Source organism: Thiomicrorhabdus sp. 6S3-12, assembly GCF_017571475.1.
In the GTDB taxonomy this organism is placed as follows: Bacteria; Pseudomonadota; Gammaproteobacteria; order Thiomicrospirales; family Thiomicrospiraceae; genus Thiomicrorhabdus.
Window position 1 is genome coordinate 58,208 of sequence record NZ_JAGETW010000004.1, and the last position, 16,930, is coordinate 75,137.

Below are 16,930 nucleotides of genomic sequence, written 5' to 3' on the forward strand. Positions count from 1 at the left end.
CTTATGTCGGTCAGAATTGATGAGATCACCTATTGTAAACCTTAGTCCAGCAAGATGCTGGAGTAAAAGTGCAATAAAGCTGTCCCTTTGTTTTGGCATAATTCCGCTGGTACTTAACTAACGACCGTTAATAACGTAAAATAGATCGCTCTTCCACTTACCCGGTTATGGACATAGCAGCAGATGAACGACTCCATTGAGATCGGACAGGCCCCTTTCTGGCTTTCTCCCGAAAACATCGCCTTCCCTCCGAGCGAATTGGCTCTGGATGAGCCGGACGGTCTTCTGGCAATAGGCGGTGACCTGACCCCGCAATGGCTGTTGCATGCCTACAAAAATGGAATCTTTCCGTGGTTCAATGCCGACGACCCGATTCTCTGGTGGACACCGAACCCGCGCAGCGTGCTTAAGATCAAAAACCTGAAAATCAGCCGCAGTCTGCGCAAAAGCTGGCGCGACAAGGTGCTGAGCGGCGAGTATAAAATCACCCTCGACACAGCATTCCAAAAGGTCATGCAAAATTGCGCTTCGATCCCGCGCAAAGATCAGGACGGAACCTGGATTAACCACAAAATGATCTCGTCCTATCTACAGTTGCACCATCACGGTTATGCTCATTCGGTTGAAGTCTGGGACGGCGATCAGTTAATCGGCGGATTGTACGGACTTGCCATCGGAAAGATCTTCTTTGGTGAATCCATGTTCGCCCACAAAACCGACGCCTCCAAACTGGCCCTGATGGCAATCTGTTTTCAGCTCGAAGAATGGGGCTTTGAATGGATCGACACCCAGGTCGAGACGTCTCACCTGAGCAGCCTCGGTGCCACATTGCTAGGTCGCGATGCCTTCGAGGCCGGTCTGCGCTATTTTACCCGCCAGTCTTTCCCACCCACAAACTGGGATTTCGAACTCGACTGGCCGTCAGTACTGGATGTTTTTCGCACCCGCTACTCTAATTCCTAATCACTGGCAGCGTTTATGGATGCCTACCATGGAACAAGGCTAAAACGACAGTCAAACATCAAGGGCGGTCATGCGAAAAACTGCGCCACACCTAGAGACATAGACTTAAAATGCTTAGATAACCTTTTATTTTAATTCAGTTTATTCATATACAAATCCTGCCCTGCACATAAATTGTATACAAACAAATGGTGTACCCGTGCGTAGAGTTCAGTAGAATGGAGTCAACGTTTCAGAAATCCTGCAACCGGCCCCTTACCCATTGAGGTACAACGGTTTAAAAGCTTCAGGAGTAAACTTCAGGACCTCATGCCATGTATCAAAGCAACGACCCCCGTCCAAGATCACTGAATCTGCTGGCTTTCCATTTCCCGCTCAACGCCTGGCTCTCGGTTCTGCACCGAATTACCGGTCTACTGCTGATTGTCAGTCTTATCGGCTATCTGGCACTGGCCAATCTGATCTGGTTACACCCCGACGTCCGGCTGAGCGCGATCAACCAGCACTGGATTCCATTATGTATGCACAGCGTCTTTTGGGCTGCGGTCAGCTTCCATTGGTTAACCGGGCTACGCCATCTTCTTGCCGAAAAGCTTTATGACACGACCTGGTATTCCAGACTGGCGAGCCCGCTATGCAATTCGCTAGTACTTCTTGTCTGGTTACTGATCTGCCTGTTCAGCTGGCAAACGATCTGGAACTGAAACCGACCAAGTAAAGGAGATGCCGATCAAAATGCTTTCACTTAAGCGACTCACCGGTTCCAAAGCCCATATCTGGCAACGAATCAGCGCTGTTTACCTGCTGTTCTACGTTCCTCTTATGGCGCTGTATATTGCATTTCTCCCGGAAACCAATTCCTTGGAGAACATTGTAGGGAATCTTCTGTACTACTGTTTTTTCGGGTATTTGAGTATCGTCGCCTATCTGCTGCTTCTGGTGCACGCCTGGATCGGAGGCAGAGACATTCTTATCGACTATATTCCGCGAAATCGATTAACCCTTTGGCTTAACCTGTACTACCTGTTATTGATCGTAGTTACCGCCGACCTGCTTGCCCTGATCGTTTCGGTTAACCCTTACCTATAGACACTGGATCCCTTATGACGCAAGAAGCCACCCTTCAGGAATATGAGTTTGACGCCGTCGTCATTGGAGCCGGCGGCGCCGGTATGCGCGCAGCCCTCCAGCTTACAGAAGCCGGACACAAGGTTGCCATGATCAGCAAGGTGTTTCCGACCCGCTCACATACCGTCGCCGCTCAAGGTGGGATCAATGCCGCGCTGGGCAATGTCACCGAGGACAAGTGGCAGTGGCATATGTATGACACCATCAAGGGAAGCGATTACCTCGGCGATCAGGATGCTATCGAATTCATGTGTCGGGAAGCCAACCAAATCGTCCGTGAACTGGAGCATTTCGGCGTTCCTTTCTCGCGTCTTGAAAACGGCAAAATTTACCAGCGCGCTTTTGGCGGTCAATCCCAGAATTACGGGGAGAAACAGGCTAAACGCACTTGCGCTGCAGCCGACCGAACCGGACATGCGATTCTGCATTCGCTGTATCAGCAGAACCTGCGCGCTGGTACGGAAATGTTCGTTGAACATTTTGCCCTGGATCTTATTATTGACGACGACGAAACTGTCTGCGGCGTACTGATACAGAATCTGCACGATTCCGCCCTCAAGGCTGTCTGGGCCAAACATGTTCTGCTCGCAACCGGGGGCGCAGGACAGATTTTCCGTACCAATTCCAATGCCAGTATCAATACCGGCGACGGTTTAGGTATGGTTCAGCGCGCCGGGATTCCTCTGCAGGATATGGAATTCTGGCAGTTCCACCCTACCGGAGTGGCCGGTAAGGGAATGCTGATTTCCGAAGCAACCCGTGGCGAAGGCGGGATTTTACGTAACGCCGACGGCGAAGCCTTTATGGTTCGCTACGCACCGAAGGTGAAAGAACTGGCTTCGCGAGACGTAGTTGCACGCGCTATTGCCGTCGAAGTCGAGGAAGGACGCGGCTGCGGGCCGCAAAAAGATCATGTACTGCTTGATCTGACACACCTGCCGCACGACGTCATTGAAAACCGTCTTCCCGGAATCCGTGATATCAGCCGGACTTTTCTTGGAATCGACCCGATCGAAGCTCCGATCCCGATCTTTCCCACCTGTCACTATATGATGGGCGGCATTCCAACTAACCTTAACGGGCAAGTCGTCAAACCGGATATCCCGTATCCCGAAAATCGTTCGGGGCAAAGCGTCGACACACAGATACCGGTTCCAGGGCTGTACGCGATCGGCGAATGTGCCTGCGTATCGGTTCACGGCGCCAACCGGCTCGGCGGAAACTCTTTGCTCGATATTATCGTCTTCGGTCGCAAAGCGGCTCAAGAGATCGGTAAACAGCTGCAAAACAACCCGGAAATAGCAACAAGACCGTTTCAGCATAATCTGAATGCCTTGCTGCAACGCTACCAACGATGGTTGCAAACATCCCCGTCAGAATCCGCACATGATTCGGTTTTTGCCATCGCCGCCGATATGCAGAAAATAATGGAGAGCGGATGCGGCGTTTTTCGCGATCACCAACACATGCAACAGACGGTCGAGCAACTGCGTCAGCTGGAACAGCGTTTTGCCCAGGTACAAATCCAGGATGACAGCGCCGTGTTCAATTTCGAGCGCTGCAGCGCGCTGGAACTCGAAAACCTGCTGGCCGTCGCCAAGGCGACCGCCTGCAGCGCTCTGGCCCGAGAAGAAAGCCGCGGAGCCCATACCCGGGTCGACTTTAGCGAACGCGACGACGAGAACTGGTTGAAACACAGTCTGTTCTATCCGCAAAACGAAAGCATACTTTTCAAACCGGTCAACCGCCAACCCACACAACACGCACCCTTCGAGCCCCAGAAACGGGTCTATTGAAGCGCACAGGTACCGACTATGCAGATTCTAATCGATCGTTACAACCCGCAGAGCGATTCCGCTCCCTATACCCAGACTTACCATCTGAATGACGCAGAGGTCGGCGAAGACACCATGCTGCTTGAATTGCTGCAGCAACTGCGCATCCAAGACCCGACACTCGGATTTCGTTCGAGCTGTCAGGAAGGTGTCTGCGGCTCGGACGGAATGAATGTCAACGGCAACAACTGCTTGAGTTGCATCACACTGGTCAAACCGTTAGGCGATAAAATTCATATCCGCCCGCTTCCCAGCTTTCCGATTATTAAAGATCTTATCGTCGATATGCAGTTGTTTTACGATCAGTATAAAAACGTCGAACCGTTCCTGAAAGGCGATGAGCACTTGTCTCGCGATCCGGAACACGAAATACTGCAAACGCCGGAAGAACGCGAAAAACTCGATGGCAGCTATGAATGCATTCTATGCGCCTGCTGTTCCAGCAGCTGTCCCTCTTTCTGGTGGAACCCGGATCTGTTCCCCGGTCCTGCGGCATTGCTGGCGGCAAACCGTTTTGTCATCGATTCACGCGACATCACCACAATCGATCGACTTGAGTCCCTCGATAAGGCGGAAAAAGCATTCCGTTGCCGGCATATTCAGAACTGCACCGCAGCCTGTCCAAAAGGTCTGAATCCAAGCCGAGCGATTCAAGGCTTGAAACACGCGATTGTCAAAAACCGCTCTTAGAGATGAACGATACCGATTTACAACAGAGTTTTGAACTCTGGAAAAAACAGATGCGTTTTGCCGCCAAACGCGGCAATCTGGAAACGGAGCTGCTGCTGGTGAATTTCATTAATCAGTTGCAATCCTATCCGCAGGAAGATCGTCAACGCCTGCAACAATTGCTGGCGCAAAATGATCAGGACCTGTTTTGCTGGTTGCTTCAGACTTCCGAGCACCCCAATCCTGCATGCGACGACTCGATTCCCGTTCACTTTCGTTCTCTGATCCAACAGATTAAGACAGTTTATTTGAGTTAAAACGTTTTTTTTGTTAAAATCCCGCCCGATTTCAACTAAGGGTTATTTTAAAAATATGGCAAAACAAGACGTTATTGAATTTGATGGTGTTGTTATTGAAACACTTCCAAACACCATGTTCCGTGTAGAATTGGAAAACGGGCACCAGGTACTGGCGCACATTTCCGGCCGCATGCGTAAGAACTACATCCGTATTCTTGCAGGTGATTCCGTTAAAGTAGAACTGACGCCTTACGATCTGACTAAAGGTCGTATCACCTACCGCGGAAAATAATCGGTCTCCCAGACCTTTTAGCAGATTCTAGCAAAACCCTTAGTAAAAAACCCCGAACAGAATTTCTGCTCGGGGTTTTTATTTTCGCGTACGCCTCTTCAATCAAGGCGATACCGATAAAAACTTCGGCGCTTGCGGACGCATCTCTACGCCCACTCTACACCTCAGTCAAGCTACAGTATTTCTATCTCCAGATCATCCTTTTGCGGATTGACGACTACTTTTGCGATACCGCCTTGCTGCAGGTCGCCGAACAATAACATTTCCGCCAGCGGCTGTTTGAGTTTATCCTGAATTAAACGCCCCATCGGTCTCGCGCCCATCAACGGATCATAGCCGTGTTTCGCCAGCCAGGCACGCGCTTCATCGCTCAAGTTCAATTCCACTTTCTTCTCTTGGAGCGCATTTTCCAACTGATAGATGAACTTGTTGACCACCGACTCCATCGATTCCTGACTCAGACGATTAAACTGAATCACACCATCAAGACGGTTGCGGAATTCCGGCGTGAAAACCTTTTTCAGTTCCGAATCGAAGTCCAGTGTATGGTCCTGCTCGGTGAAACCGATACTGGCGCGGGACATCTGCTCGGCCCCGACATTCGATGTCATAATCAGCGTAATATTGCGAAAATCCGCCTTACGCCCGTTATTGTCGGTCAGGGTACCGTGATCCATAACCTGCAGCAGCAGATTAAAGACATCCGGATGCGCCTTCTCAATCTCGTCAAGCAACACGATGGCGTGCGGATTCTTACTGACCGCTTCAGTCAGCAAACCGCCCTGATCGAAGCCGACATAGCCCGGAGGCGCCCCGATCAGTCGAGATACCGTATGCCGTTCCATGTATTCGGACATATCAAAGCGTAGCATCTCTACGCCCATCAGCTTCGCCAGCTGCTGGCTCAACTCCGTCTTACCGACGCCTGTCGGGCCGGCAAACAGGAAAGAGGCCGTCGGCTTATTCGGCTCCCCGAGACCTGAACGCGCCAGCTTGATTGCCTTGGCAACCTGATCGATGGCGTGATCCTGGCCGAAAACCACCCTCTTCAGATTGGCTTCCAGATCTTTGAGCGTATCGCGTTCCTTCTGAGTAATCTGAGTCACTGGAATACGTGCGATTGATGCGACCACCTGCTGTACTTCATGAACGCCAATCTGCTTTCTACGCTTGGAAGGCGCAACCAGCGCCTGTTTTGCACCGGCTTCATCAATTACGTCGATCGCCTTATCCGGAAGATGACGGTCGGTTATGTAGCGAGCCGAAAGTGCTACCGCTTCCCTCAATGCCGGAAGCGTGTATTTGACATCATGATGCGCTTCGTACTTGTCTTTGAGCCCTTTTAGAATGGCAAAACTCTCTTCAACCGTCGGCTCTTTGATATCGACTTTCTGGAAACGACGCGCCAATGCACGATCTTTCTCGAAGATACCGCGGAATTCATCGTAGGTGGTTGCGCCGATACAACGTAAATTTCCCGAGGAAAGCGCCGGTTTCATCAGGTTCGAAGCATCCATGGCACCGCCCTGTACCGCTCCGGCACCGATAATGGTATGAATTTCATCGATAAACAGGATCGCATGATCCAACTCCTGCAAAGCTTTGAGAACTGCCTTGAAACGCTTTTCAAAATCCCCTCTGTAACGCGTTCCGGCGAGCAAGGCCCCCATATCGAGGCTGAAAACCACGGCGTCTTCCAGAATCTTTGGAACCTGTTGATGCACGATGCGATAAGCCAGCCCTTCGGCAACGGCCGTTTTACCGACTCCCGGCTCACCAACCAGCAACGGATTATTTTTTCTGCGCCGACTTAAAACCTCCATCGTACGACCGATTTCCCAGTCGCGACCGATGATCGGATCGATTTTGCCGTTTTCCGCCTGTTCGTTCAGATTGACCGCAAACGATTTCAACGGCGAAGAGGAACTGTTTTCTTGTGCACTGTCATCCGCATTCTGCAAGTCCTCGCCCGACATCGGCATATCCTCGCCGTCGTGAACACTGACGCCATGCGACAGATAATTGGTGACATTAAGACGATCTACGCCGTGCGATTCCAGGACATAAACCGCCTGCGACTCCTGCTCACTCAGAATCGATGCCAGCACGTGAGTCGGCAAGACTTCTGGATAGCCGTTACTCTGCACAAAATAGATTGCACGCTCAATGACGCGCTGAAAACTCATCGTCGGTTGCAGTTCATGCGCGTGCTCGACTTCGCCTTCCGACTCCAGATACTTTTCCAATTCGTCGATCAACTGATCAGGATGTGCACCGCACGCCAGTATGACTTCCTGAACCGACGGCGCTTCCAGAAGTTGAACCAGAAGGTGCTCTAAAGTGACAAATTCATGTCGGTACTCGTTGGCGACACCAAATGCGCCGCTGAGAATATGCTGTAATTCTTTACTTAACATCACGCCACCTCCATCTGGCATCTGAGCGGGAATTCGTGCTCACGGGCATAGGCGTTCACCTGACGCACCTTCATTTCGGCGACTTCCCGGCTATAAACGCCGCAAACACCTTTACCTTCATGATGCACCTTAAGCATCACGGCCTGTGCGCGTAATTCGTCCATACCGAAAAATCGCTGCAGAACTTCAATAACGAATTCCATGGTCGTATAGTCGTCATTCAATAAGACAACCTGATAACGACGCGGTGGTTTGGTTTTGGGTTTTGCTCGATCCAGCAATAGATTGCCATCATCATAATCGTGCGATTCAGACATTTAAATTCTCTTTAATATGTAATGCGTTATGCGTATGACTCATTTTATGGATGCAAAATTGAAAAATTCAAGCCGCCTTTAGCCTTTTCAAACCGGAATGACTTTTGCATACAGGTCGCCGGGCGGATTGACTTCGTCGGCGGGCAATCCCATACCGCGGAAGCGAATGTAATCGCTGAAGTCCGCATCCGCCGGAATCGTCCATTCCACCCGGCCGCTCGGACTGTCGAGATACAGCGCTTTTCCGGGCTGCAAAAACAGCGTAGAAACCTCAAATTGCGCATAAATATCATCACCGTCGAGTCGGAAACGCTTTTCGTCAATTTGGATATTGAAACGGACCAGATAATCACCTGCTTTGCCGCCAAAAAGTCCTTTATAACCTTTGCCGCGCAAGCGAAAAGTTTTCCCTTCAAACGCCTGACGGGTAAATTTCATCTGCAGCTTAAGTCCCGGAATATAGAAACTGCCCAGACGCAACAAGCGTATCGCGTAGCGCAATGTCATCGGATAGACCACTTCGCGATGCTTGCCGTCTACAGGGCGCTGACCGTAACTATCGAAATGAAACCGGTACTCGTGCTTATCAGCTCGTTCGGAAGTGCGTTGCGAACTGTCGCTTTGACCGTCGCCGTATGCTTTACGCTTTTGCCGATAAACGAAATCCTCGCCATCTCTGGAACCTTGCCCAGGTCGTGTTGAATCACAGGAGAAATCATGCGACCTATCCGGCCGAACGGACGCTCCCCACAAATCCGATTGCCGCCGGGTATGCTGCTCGTAAGCGCGGCAATAGTCGTCACGATAACGGTCAAGCACTTCATAGGCTTCCGCAACCTGTTGGAAACGGGCTTGCGCATTGTGAATTTTTGAAACGTCAGGATGGAATCGCCGTGCCATTTTCCGATAAGCCTGCTTAACCGCTTTAGGGCAGGCACCGTAGTGCACGCCTAAAACAGCAAAATAATCGACACTGGAATCAAAATGGTTAATCAAAACGAAATCCGACCGTTGGAATAATTTGCGGAACGAGCCATAAACAAGCCATAGCTAAACCGTATTTTATAGCAAGAATAAATTCTACACTCAGATTCTAAGTCGATTTTCTTTTTTAGCCAATCGACTTTGGCAACCGTACAAATACTTAAAAAACAGCTTAAATTCGCGGGAATAAACACATCCCGGTTTATTTAGCCTGCGGAAGTACCGTGAATTGTGCATAATATTGGCTTTATTTTTTGAGGTAAGTTGGAGAAAAATAATGAGCATTGAACAACAACTAATGCAGCGCAGCGAAGGGAAATGTGAACTTTGCGGCGCAACTGAAAATTTATCGGTCATGGCTGTTGAACCTTCAGACGGTTCGGCAGACGAGTCAATTCTGGTTTGCGGTACCTGTCGTAGCCAGGTTGAAAATCCGGATTCTGTCGACACCAACCACTGGCGCTGTTTAAACGATGCCATCTGGAACCCGAACCCTGCCGTTCAGGTCGTTGCCTACCGCATGCTGAATCAACTCGCTTCCGAAGGCTGGCCGCAGGAATTGATGGACATGATGTACATGGAAGACGCTACCCGCGAATGGGCTCTTAAAGGCATAGTCGCGGCGGAAGATCAGATCAAAATCGTCGACAGCAACGGTAATCAGTTGAATGAAGGTGATGACGTAACCCTGATCAAAGATCTGGACGTTAAAGGTGCCGGCTTTACCGCAAAACGCGGAACTCTGGTCAAAAACATCCACCTTACCGACAATCCGAAGCACATCGAAGGAAAAATCAACGGCAGCCAGATCGTCATTGTCGCAGCCTTTACCAAAAAAGCTTAAGGCATAAAACGTCTTTCGTTTTATAACGCCGAACGTGTAAAATCTGCAGAATTCAAAAACTTCATCGGAGAACCCTATGGGAAGAGCATATCAAAACCGCAAAGAGTCAATGGCCAAAACCTCGGACCAGAAAGCCAAGGTTTACAGTAAATACTCGAAAGAGATTTATATGTGCGCCAAAAACGGCGGTGTCGAACCTGAAAGCAATCTTGCGCTTGCTGGTCTGATCGATCGCGCTAAAAAAGAACAGGTCCCGGCTCATGTTATCGACAAGGCGCTGGATAAAGCCAAAGGCGGCGGCGGTGAAGACTTTGCGGTAGCGCGCTATGAAGGTTACGGTCCGGCCAACACGATGGTGATTGTCGAATGTCTGACCGACAACCCGAACCGTACTTTCGGTGATGTTCGCGGCTGCTTTACCAAAGTCAAAGCCAAAATCGGTACTCAGGGATCGGTAAGCCATATGTTCGACCATTCGGCGATTCTTTCTTTTGCCGGTGAAGACGACGAAGCAGTTCTTGAAGCGCTGTTAATGGCCGATGTCGATGTCAGCGACGTTGAAGCGGAAGATGGCAAGATCACTGTATTCGTCCCTCAAAACGAATACAACAACGCTAAAAAAGCGCTGATGGAAAACTTCGACGGCATCGAATTTGAAGTCGATGAAATTCAATTCATTCCGAAAATGACCAAACAGATCGACGGTGAAGACCTTGAATTGTTCGAGAAATTCATCGATCTTCTGGAAAATGTCGACGACGTTCAAAACATCTATTACGATGCCGAATTTTAAAATTCGCAGACAGTAAAATAAAACCCGGTTATCCGGGTTTTTTTATTTCCGAATTTCCCCTCCGCACCGCAATCAATTCAAAAAACAGTCCACTTCCGAAAAACTGTTGTAAGACCCGCATCCAAGCACCGCTAAAGCGTGCCCCCCCCTTTTCTCTAGCGGTAAGCTCTATGTAAATAGGAATAACTCAGGCTGCAAAGACTATCGGCAAACCGCTATCTCCTAACTTTCTCCGGTCTAATTAAGTTTATATTTATTGGTAACTAACTATTCGGTTATAAAATATCAGCCTTTAAATTAGTGACCAGGATCAATGATATTTCCGTAATAGAAGGCAAAAACAAACCGATATTAATAATTAAAAACGCTAATTAAATTGATTTAAATCACTTTTATTTTGTTTTAATTATTCGTTAGAATAAACTTCAATTTTTCGTACTGTAAAACGAAGAAAAAATAAAAATAAACAATAAATTTTGGAATAACAAATAAACCGTTTTGGGAGTAAACAAATGGATTCAAACGAATTTATCAAAATCGCCATGCATCGCAAACGCCTGCGTGCAGCGGTAAAAAACCTTGGATTGAATGATTTACAGAAACTGGCTAGCGACATCAATGAATTGCTTGCTGAGCGTGAACAGGAAATCGAACAACAAAAAGCCGAACAACAGCAGAAAATAGCCAAAATCGAAGAGATGAAAAGCTTGCTCAGCGAACAGGGACTGTCGGTTGAAGACCTTTTGGATATGGATGCCGTCGAAACTACAGCGAAAAAGCCTGCTACACGCACCGTTGAACCGAAATATCGAATCCTTGATGAAAACGGACAGGAACATCTCTGGACTGGCCGTGGTCGTGCGCCAAAAGTATTCCAAAAATACTTTGACCAGGGAAATTCAAAAGAGAGTTGTCTGATTAAATAAAAATGCGCTTAGCGCATTCAATCAATGCAAACAAAGCCGGGATAATTCCCGGTTTTTTTGTCTTCTGCATTGCCAATAGTTTTTTACATCGATACACCATCAACGTTTAACCGATAATTAATCAATGGTTAATCGACAGCTAAAATATAGCGACAAAAAAAGCGGCTCAAGGCCGCTTTATTGTCCGAATTTCAGACATCACTCTGAAATATCACCGACAGGAATTAAATTCCGTCGATAATTGCGTTCAGACTTGCGCTTGGACGCATTACCGCTGAAGCTTTATCCTGCTCCGGCTTATAATAACCGCCCAGATCGACGGCCTGCCCTTGAACACGGTTCAACTCTTCAACAATCTGTGTTTCCTGCGCCGCCATTGCCTCGGCGACCGGAGCAAATCGTGCTTTAAGATCCTCATCCTGATCCTGCGCAGCCAGTTCCTGAGCCCAGTACATCGCAAGATAGAAGTGCGAACCGCGGTTATCCAACTCACCTACTTTACGAGATGGTGATTTGTTGTTATTCAGGAAAGAACCGGTGGCACGATCCAGTGTTTCGGCAAGAACCTGAGCTTTCGGATTAGCGAAATTCTGTGCCAGATGTTCCAGAGAAACCGATAAGGCCAAAAATTCGCCCAAAGAATCCCAACGCAGGTGATTCTCTTTAACCAGCTGCTGGACGTGTTTAGGTGCCGATCCGCCGGCACCGGTCTCGAACAGACCGCCGCCGTTCATCAAAGGGACAATCGACAGCATTTTCGCCGAAGTTCCCAACTCAAGAATCGGGAACAGGTCAGTCAGGTAGTCACGCAGAACATTACCGGTAACCGAGATAACGTCTTTACCGTCTTTAACATGACGTAAAGTAAAACGAGTCGCTTCGGCCGGCGCCATAATATGAATTTCCAGACCGCTTACATCGTGGTGCGCCAGATATTCGTTAACCTTGTTAATCAGTTCATGATCGTGCGCACGTTCGCTGTCCAGCCAGAAAACTGCCGGCGCACCGGTTGCGCGGGCGCGAGATACGGCCAGTTTAACCCAGTCCTGAATCGGCGCATCCTTAGCCTGACACATACGGAAAATATCGCCCTGCTCGACATTCTGTTGCAGCAGCACTTCTCCGGCATCGTTCACCGCGCGAATCACGCCCTTGCCTTCTGCCTGGAAAGTTTTGTCATGCGAACCGTACTCTTCGGCCTTCTGAGCCATCAGACCGACATTCGGCACGCTTCCCATGGTTGTCGGATCAAAAGCACCATAGTGTTTGCAGAAACGGATAGTTTCTTCATACACGCTGGCATAACAGCGATCCGGAATGACTGCAATCGTATCCTGAGTCTGTCCCTCTTTGTTCCACATTTTCCCTGAATTACGGATCATCGCCGGCATGGAAGCATCGACGATCACATCCGAAGGAACGTGCAGATTGGTAATCCCTTTATCAGAATCCACCATCGCGATATCCGGACCGTTTTCGATCACCGCAGCCAAATCTGCTTCGATCTCTGATCGTTTTGCTTCATCCAAAGTGGCGATTTTGGCGTAAACATCGCCCAAACCGTTATTCGGATTGACACCCAGCTGCGCGAAAGTGTCGGCATGTTTGTTGAAGACCTCTTCAAAGAAGACCGCTACGGCCTGTCCGAAGATAATCGGATCGGAAACCTTCATCATGGTCGCTTTCATATGCAGAGAGAACAGAACATTTTGCTCTTTCGCTTCGGCAATCGCCTCTTTAAGGAATTTACGCAGTGCCGCTTGTGACATGACCGATGCATCCAGAACTTCACCTTTCTGCAAAGGCGCGGTACCTTTTAACTCTTTTACCGAACCGTCTTCACCGACATATTCGATACGGAAATTCGACGCTTCCGGCAAGGTGATCGACTTTTCGGAACCGTAGAAATCACCTTCGGACATATGCGCCACTTTGGTTTTCGACTCCTTAATCCAGGCTCCCATCGAATGCGGATTCTGCTTGGCGTAATTTTTTACCGAAGCCGGTGCACGGCGGTCAGAGTTACCTTCACGCAATACCGGGTTAACCGCAGAACCGAGAACTTTGGCATAAGTCGCTTTGATTTTTTCCTCTTCGTCGTTGCTCGGATTGGCCGGGTAATCCGGCAGCGCGTAACCTTTAGCCTGCAACTCGGCAATTGCAGCGGTCAGCTGAGGAATCGAAGCGGAGATGTTCGGCAACTTGATGATATTGGCTTCCGGCGTTTGCGCCAGCTGACCAAGTTCGGTCAAAGCATCACCGATTCGCTGTTCTTCTGTCAGATATTCCGGGAAATTAGCAAGAATTCGTCCCGCCAGTGAGATATCGCGGGTTTCCACTGCAACGTCAGCCGCCTGAGTAAAGGCCTGTACCATCGGCAGAAAGGAGAAAGTTGCCAGCATTGGCGCTTCGTCGGTCAGTGTATAGATGATTTTAGCTTGATCTGTCATGCAAATAATTCCTAGAGTTTGACTGAGTAAGGCGCGAATCAAATTTCTCCGCCCCTTTCCTTGAAGATAAATTTTTTCCATTTTACCGCACGGACGGGTAAAAATTAAGGAAACCTTCAGTCAAAGTCCCCATAAAATGCGTCTTTGCAGCGCCCCGTGGCAATATTTCATCTTAAAGAAATTTAAGCTTAATCCCCGGAAGCTTTATAATTTGTTTTCCAGTTTAATTTAACGTTCAAAATCCCCCGCTCATGTCGATATCCATCCTGCTTTTTAACAAGCCCTACAATGTTCTCTGCCAGTTTACCGATCACAGCGATCTGGCCGAGCAACGTCAGACTCTGGCAGAATTTATCGATCGGAAAGACTTTTATGCTGCCGGACGCCTCGACCGGGACTCCGAAGGTCTGCTACTCTTGACGGATAACGGCAAACTGCAACAGCGAATCGCCGACCCGGAATTTAAACTGCCCAAAACCTATCTGGTACAGGTCGAAGGCGAGATCGACGCTCAGGCACTATCCCGCTTACAGTCAGGTGTTGTTTTAAAAGACGGTAAAACTCAGCCCGCACAAGCGCGAAAGGTCAATGAACCCAAATGGCTGTGGCCGAGAACCCCACCAATCAGAGAGCGTAAAAACATCCCGACTTCCTGGCTAGAATTGACCATCAGGGAAGGAAAGAACCGTCAGGTCAGACGAATGACCGCTGCGGTCGGCTTTCCGACCTTGCGTCTGATCCGTGTTGCTATAGGCCCGTGGAAACTGGGGAACCTTGAACCCGGCGCAACGCTCGCTCTGAGTCTTGATGAGGTTAAAAGCGCTCTGCCGGCAGGATTTCTCAGCGACAGCGAAAAAAAAGTTCCCGGTAACAGAACGCCTCCTGGCCGTCGTTCCGATAAAAGACACTCGACAAAAAACGCACAACCGCGGCGTAAGCAGTCCGGAGACAGGGCTAACAATCAGCAGCGCCGTCGTAAGTCATAAATACGCCACTCATCCGGGAATTTTTTCAGCACAGTATTTTGCTGTTTGCCGCATCTGTTAAAATAAGCGCATTTTTATTAACTCTATCAGCAACAGGATCAAAAAATGGATAACTCAGCAACAAAAGTCATTGTCGGATTATCGGGCGGCGTAGATTCGTCCGTTGCGGCACTGCTCCTCAAACAGCAGGGTTATCAGGTTGAAGGCCTGTTTATGAAAAACTGGGAAGGTGACGATACCGAAGACTACTGCCCGGCGGCAGAGGATCTTAAAGATGTACTGGCAATCGCTGAAAAACTGGATATTCCGGTGCATGTCGAAAACTTTTCCAAAGCCTACTGGGACAATGTCTTCGAACACTTTTTAAGCGAGTACGCTGCTGGACGCACGCCAAACCCGGATATTCTGTGCAACAAAGAAGTTAAGTTTAAAGCCTTTCTACAGCATGCCATGGAACTGGGCGCGGATTACATCGCCACCGGGCATTATGCGCGCATTGCCCGTGACGAAGACGGTCAGTGTCATATGCTTAAGGGACTTGACGATAATAAAGATCAGACCTACTTCTTATATACCCTGCAGCAACACCAGTTGCAAAAATCGCTATTCCCGGTCGGAGAACTGAATAAACCGGATGTTCGCCGTCTGGCGGAAGAAGCCGGGCTGATCACCCATGATAAAAAAGACAGCACCGGAATCTGTTTTATCGGCGAACGTAAATTCAAAGACTTCCTGCAGCGTTTCCTTCCTGCACAGCCCGGAGACATCGTCGACGACCAGGGTAATGTAATCGGTAAACACGACGGCCTGATGTACCATACGCTCGGCCAACGTAAGGGGTTGGGAATCGGTGGCGGTCATGGTCACGGCAACGATCCATGGTATGCCGCGGATAAAGATCTACAGAACAACCGATTGATAGCAGTACAGGGCAAAGAACACCCACTGCTTCAGCATCGCTATCTGGTCGCAGGAACACTTGACTGGGTCAGCGGTGAAACGCCAACGATCAACCACCCACTGAAGGCGAAAATCCGCTACCGTCAACCGGAACAGCCATGTCGCATCATCGAAGAAAAAGGCGGCCGTATTCTGGTCGAATTCGACGAGGATCAAACAGCGATCGCACCGGGACAATCGGTGGTATTTTATAACGGCGATGAATGTCTCGGCGGCGGTGTAATCGAACAGCGACTGCATCAGGCGGATGCCGCCACGCTGGACTAAAACGGCAAGATCCGCTATAAAACGAGCATGCATAAAAACACAGGCAAAGGAGACTTATGAGCGATTACAGCCAACAGGATCGGACTCTGGCATTAGTCGGAATCTATCAATGTGCCAAAATGGTTCACGATCTGGCAAGTACAGGAGAAACCGATGACAAAGCTTTTGCCGCCAGTATCCAATCGCTCTTTGTAGACAATCCAAGCAGTACCTTAAATGTTTTCGGAGACACGGCCGACAACCTTCAACTCGGTGTCGAAACCTTACTCGCTCAGATGAAGGCGGACATGGCCTCTGAAAACCGCAATCTGGTAATTACCCGTTATGTCTTGAATCTGATGATTCTGGCTAAGAAACTCAAACAACAGGAAACTCCTTTGAACCAGATTGCCACAGTGCTGGATACTGCCAAAGCACAACAGGAACACTTCGGCGATCTGCATGAGAATATGATTGCCACCATCGCCCGAGCCTATACGGAAAATGTCAGCAACCTTCAGCCAAGAATTATGGTCAACGGACATCATAATTACTTGGGCAATCAGCGCATCGCCAATAAGATTCGTGCCCTGCTGCTGGCGGGTATTCGCTCGACACTTTTATGGTATCAGGTCGGCGGCACGCGCTGGAACCTGATCTGGTCGCGCAAAAAGTATTTGCAGGACGCCAAAATTTTGTATCGCCCTCAAACGAATACCTCATCCAGCGACAAAATTACCAACCTGTTCTCGGACCGGGAAGACGATCAACACTAATTATTGGGCGCGTTTACGGTACAACATAACCAAGTATTGAAAAAA

The 16,930-nt window shown here is 49.1% G+C and carries 17 protein-coding genes; 13 read left to right on the forward strand and 4 right to left on the reverse strand.

The features are described 5' to 3' along the window. Positions 1-183: 183 nt before the first annotated feature. The 7 genes from aat (at position 184) to infA (ending at position 5,186) form a co-directional block, all read left to right on the forward strand. Complete coding sequence (gene aat, locus J3999_RS05815; RefSeq protein WP_208126986.1) at positions 184-963, forward strand: leucyl/phenylalanyl-tRNA--protein transferase; 780 nt, start codon at positions 184-186, stop codon at positions 961-963. A gap of 314 nt (positions 964-1,277) precedes the next feature. Next, on the forward strand, positions 1,278-1,667 hold the full coding sequence (gene sdhC, locus J3999_RS05820; RefSeq protein WP_208126987.1) for a succinate dehydrogenase, cytochrome b556 subunit: 390 nt from the start codon (positions 1,278-1,280) through the stop codon (positions 1,665-1,667). Positions 1,668-1,698: 31 nt separating this feature from the next. Then, positions 1,699-2,052 (forward strand): succinate dehydrogenase, hydrophobic membrane anchor protein, encoded by a 354-nt coding sequence (sdhD, locus tag J3999_RS05825; RefSeq protein WP_208126988.1) that lies wholly within the window; start codon positions 1,699-1,701, stop codon positions 2,050-2,052. A gap of 14 nt (positions 2,053-2,066) precedes the next feature. After that, entirely contained in the window at positions 2,067-3,887 is a 1,821-nt protein-coding gene (gene sdhA / locus J3999_RS05830; protein ID WP_208126989.1) for a succinate dehydrogenase flavoprotein subunit, read from the forward strand. 18 nt (positions 3,888-3,905) lie between these two features. Further along, entirely contained in the window at positions 3,906-4,616 is a 711-nt protein-coding gene (locus J3999_RS05835; protein ID WP_208126990.1) for a succinate dehydrogenase iron-sulfur subunit, read from the forward strand. Between the two features lie 2 nt (positions 4,617-4,618). Next, positions 4,619-4,912 carry a succinate dehydrogenase assembly factor 2 gene (locus J3999_RS05840; protein ID WP_208126991.1) on the forward strand — a complete coding sequence of 98 codons (294 nt, stop codon included), beginning with the start codon at positions 4,619-4,621 and terminating at the stop codon, positions 4,910-4,912. A gap of 55 nt (positions 4,913-4,967) precedes the next feature. Continuing rightward, positions 4,968-5,186, forward strand: coding sequence for a translation initiation factor IF-1 (infA, locus tag J3999_RS05845; protein WP_173284891.1), 219 nt, complete (start codon positions 4,968-4,970; stop codon positions 5,184-5,186). Between the two features lie 173 nt (positions 5,187-5,359). Here infA and clpA read toward each other — a convergent pair whose 3' ends face one another. The 3 genes from clpA to J3999_RS05860 all read right to left on the reverse strand — a co-directional run bounded on the left by clpA (position 5,360) and on the right by J3999_RS05860 (position 8,916). Beyond that, a complete protein-coding gene (gene clpA / locus J3999_RS05850) occupies positions 5,360-7,603 on the reverse strand; it encodes an ATP-dependent Clp protease ATP-binding subunit ClpA (protein ID WP_208126992.1) in 2,244 nt (747 codons plus the stop codon). After that, entirely contained in the window at positions 7,603-7,920 is a 318-nt protein-coding gene (gene clpS, locus J3999_RS05855) for an ATP-dependent Clp protease adapter ClpS (RefSeq protein ID WP_173284887.1), read from the reverse strand. Before clpS ends, clpA begins: the two co-directional genes overlap by 1 nt. An 87-nt stretch (positions 7,921-8,007) precedes the next feature. Continuing rightward, a complete protein-coding gene (locus J3999_RS05860; protein WP_208126993.1) occupies positions 8,008-8,916 on the reverse strand; it encodes a DnaJ C-terminal domain-containing protein in 909 nt (302 codons plus the stop codon). Between the two features lie 265 nt (positions 8,917-9,181). Here J3999_RS05860 and J3999_RS05865 point away from each other — a divergent pair, with 265 nt between their 5' ends. The 3 genes from J3999_RS05865 (at position 9,182) to J3999_RS05875 (ending at position 11,467) form a co-directional block, all read left to right on the forward strand. Further along, complete coding sequence (locus J3999_RS05865) at positions 9,182-9,748, forward strand: alkylphosphonate utilization protein (RefSeq protein ID WP_208126994.1); 567 nt, start codon at positions 9,182-9,184, stop codon at positions 9,746-9,748. A 76-nt stretch (positions 9,749-9,824) separates the two neighbouring features. Next, positions 9,825-10,541: a YebC/PmpR family DNA-binding transcriptional regulator gene (locus tag J3999_RS05870; RefSeq protein WP_208126995.1), complete on the forward strand. Its 717-nt coding sequence runs from the start codon at positions 9,825-9,827 to the stop codon at positions 10,539-10,541. Positions 10,542-11,053: 512 nt separating this feature from the next. Then, a complete protein-coding gene (locus J3999_RS05875; protein WP_208126996.1) occupies positions 11,054-11,467 on the forward strand; it encodes an H-NS family nucleoid-associated regulatory protein in 414 nt (137 codons plus the stop codon). A gap of 224 nt (positions 11,468-11,691) precedes the next feature. Here the strand turns inward: J3999_RS05875 and J3999_RS05880 are convergent, their stop codons facing one another. Beyond that, on the reverse strand, positions 11,692-13,917 hold the full coding sequence (locus tag J3999_RS05880; protein WP_208126997.1) for an NADP-dependent isocitrate dehydrogenase: 2,226 nt from the start codon (positions 13,915-13,917) through the stop codon (positions 11,692-11,694). 251 nt (positions 13,918-14,168) lie between these two features. On the opposite strand from J3999_RS05880, the gene J3999_RS05885 reads away from it, so the two are divergent. The 3 genes from J3999_RS05885 (at position 14,169) to hflD (ending at position 16,885) form a co-directional block, all read left to right on the forward strand. Beyond that, positions 14,169-14,903 (forward strand): rRNA large subunit pseudouridine synthase E, encoded by a 735-nt coding sequence (locus J3999_RS05885; protein ID WP_208126998.1) that lies wholly within the window; start codon positions 14,169-14,171, stop codon positions 14,901-14,903. A gap of 105 nt (positions 14,904-15,008) precedes the next feature. Further along, the gene (gene mnmA, locus J3999_RS05890; protein ID WP_208126999.1) at positions 15,009-16,130 is read left to right on the forward strand and encodes a tRNA 2-thiouridine(34) synthase MnmA; all 1,122 of its coding nucleotides are present in this window, start codon (positions 15,009-15,011) and stop codon (positions 16,128-16,130) included. A gap of 56 nt (positions 16,131-16,186) precedes the next feature. After that, positions 16,187-16,885, forward strand: a complete 699-nt coding sequence (gene hflD, locus J3999_RS05895) for a high frequency lysogenization protein HflD (RefSeq protein ID WP_208127000.1) — start codon at positions 16,187-16,189, stop codon at positions 16,883-16,885. Positions 16,886-16,930: the final 45 nt, after the last annotated feature.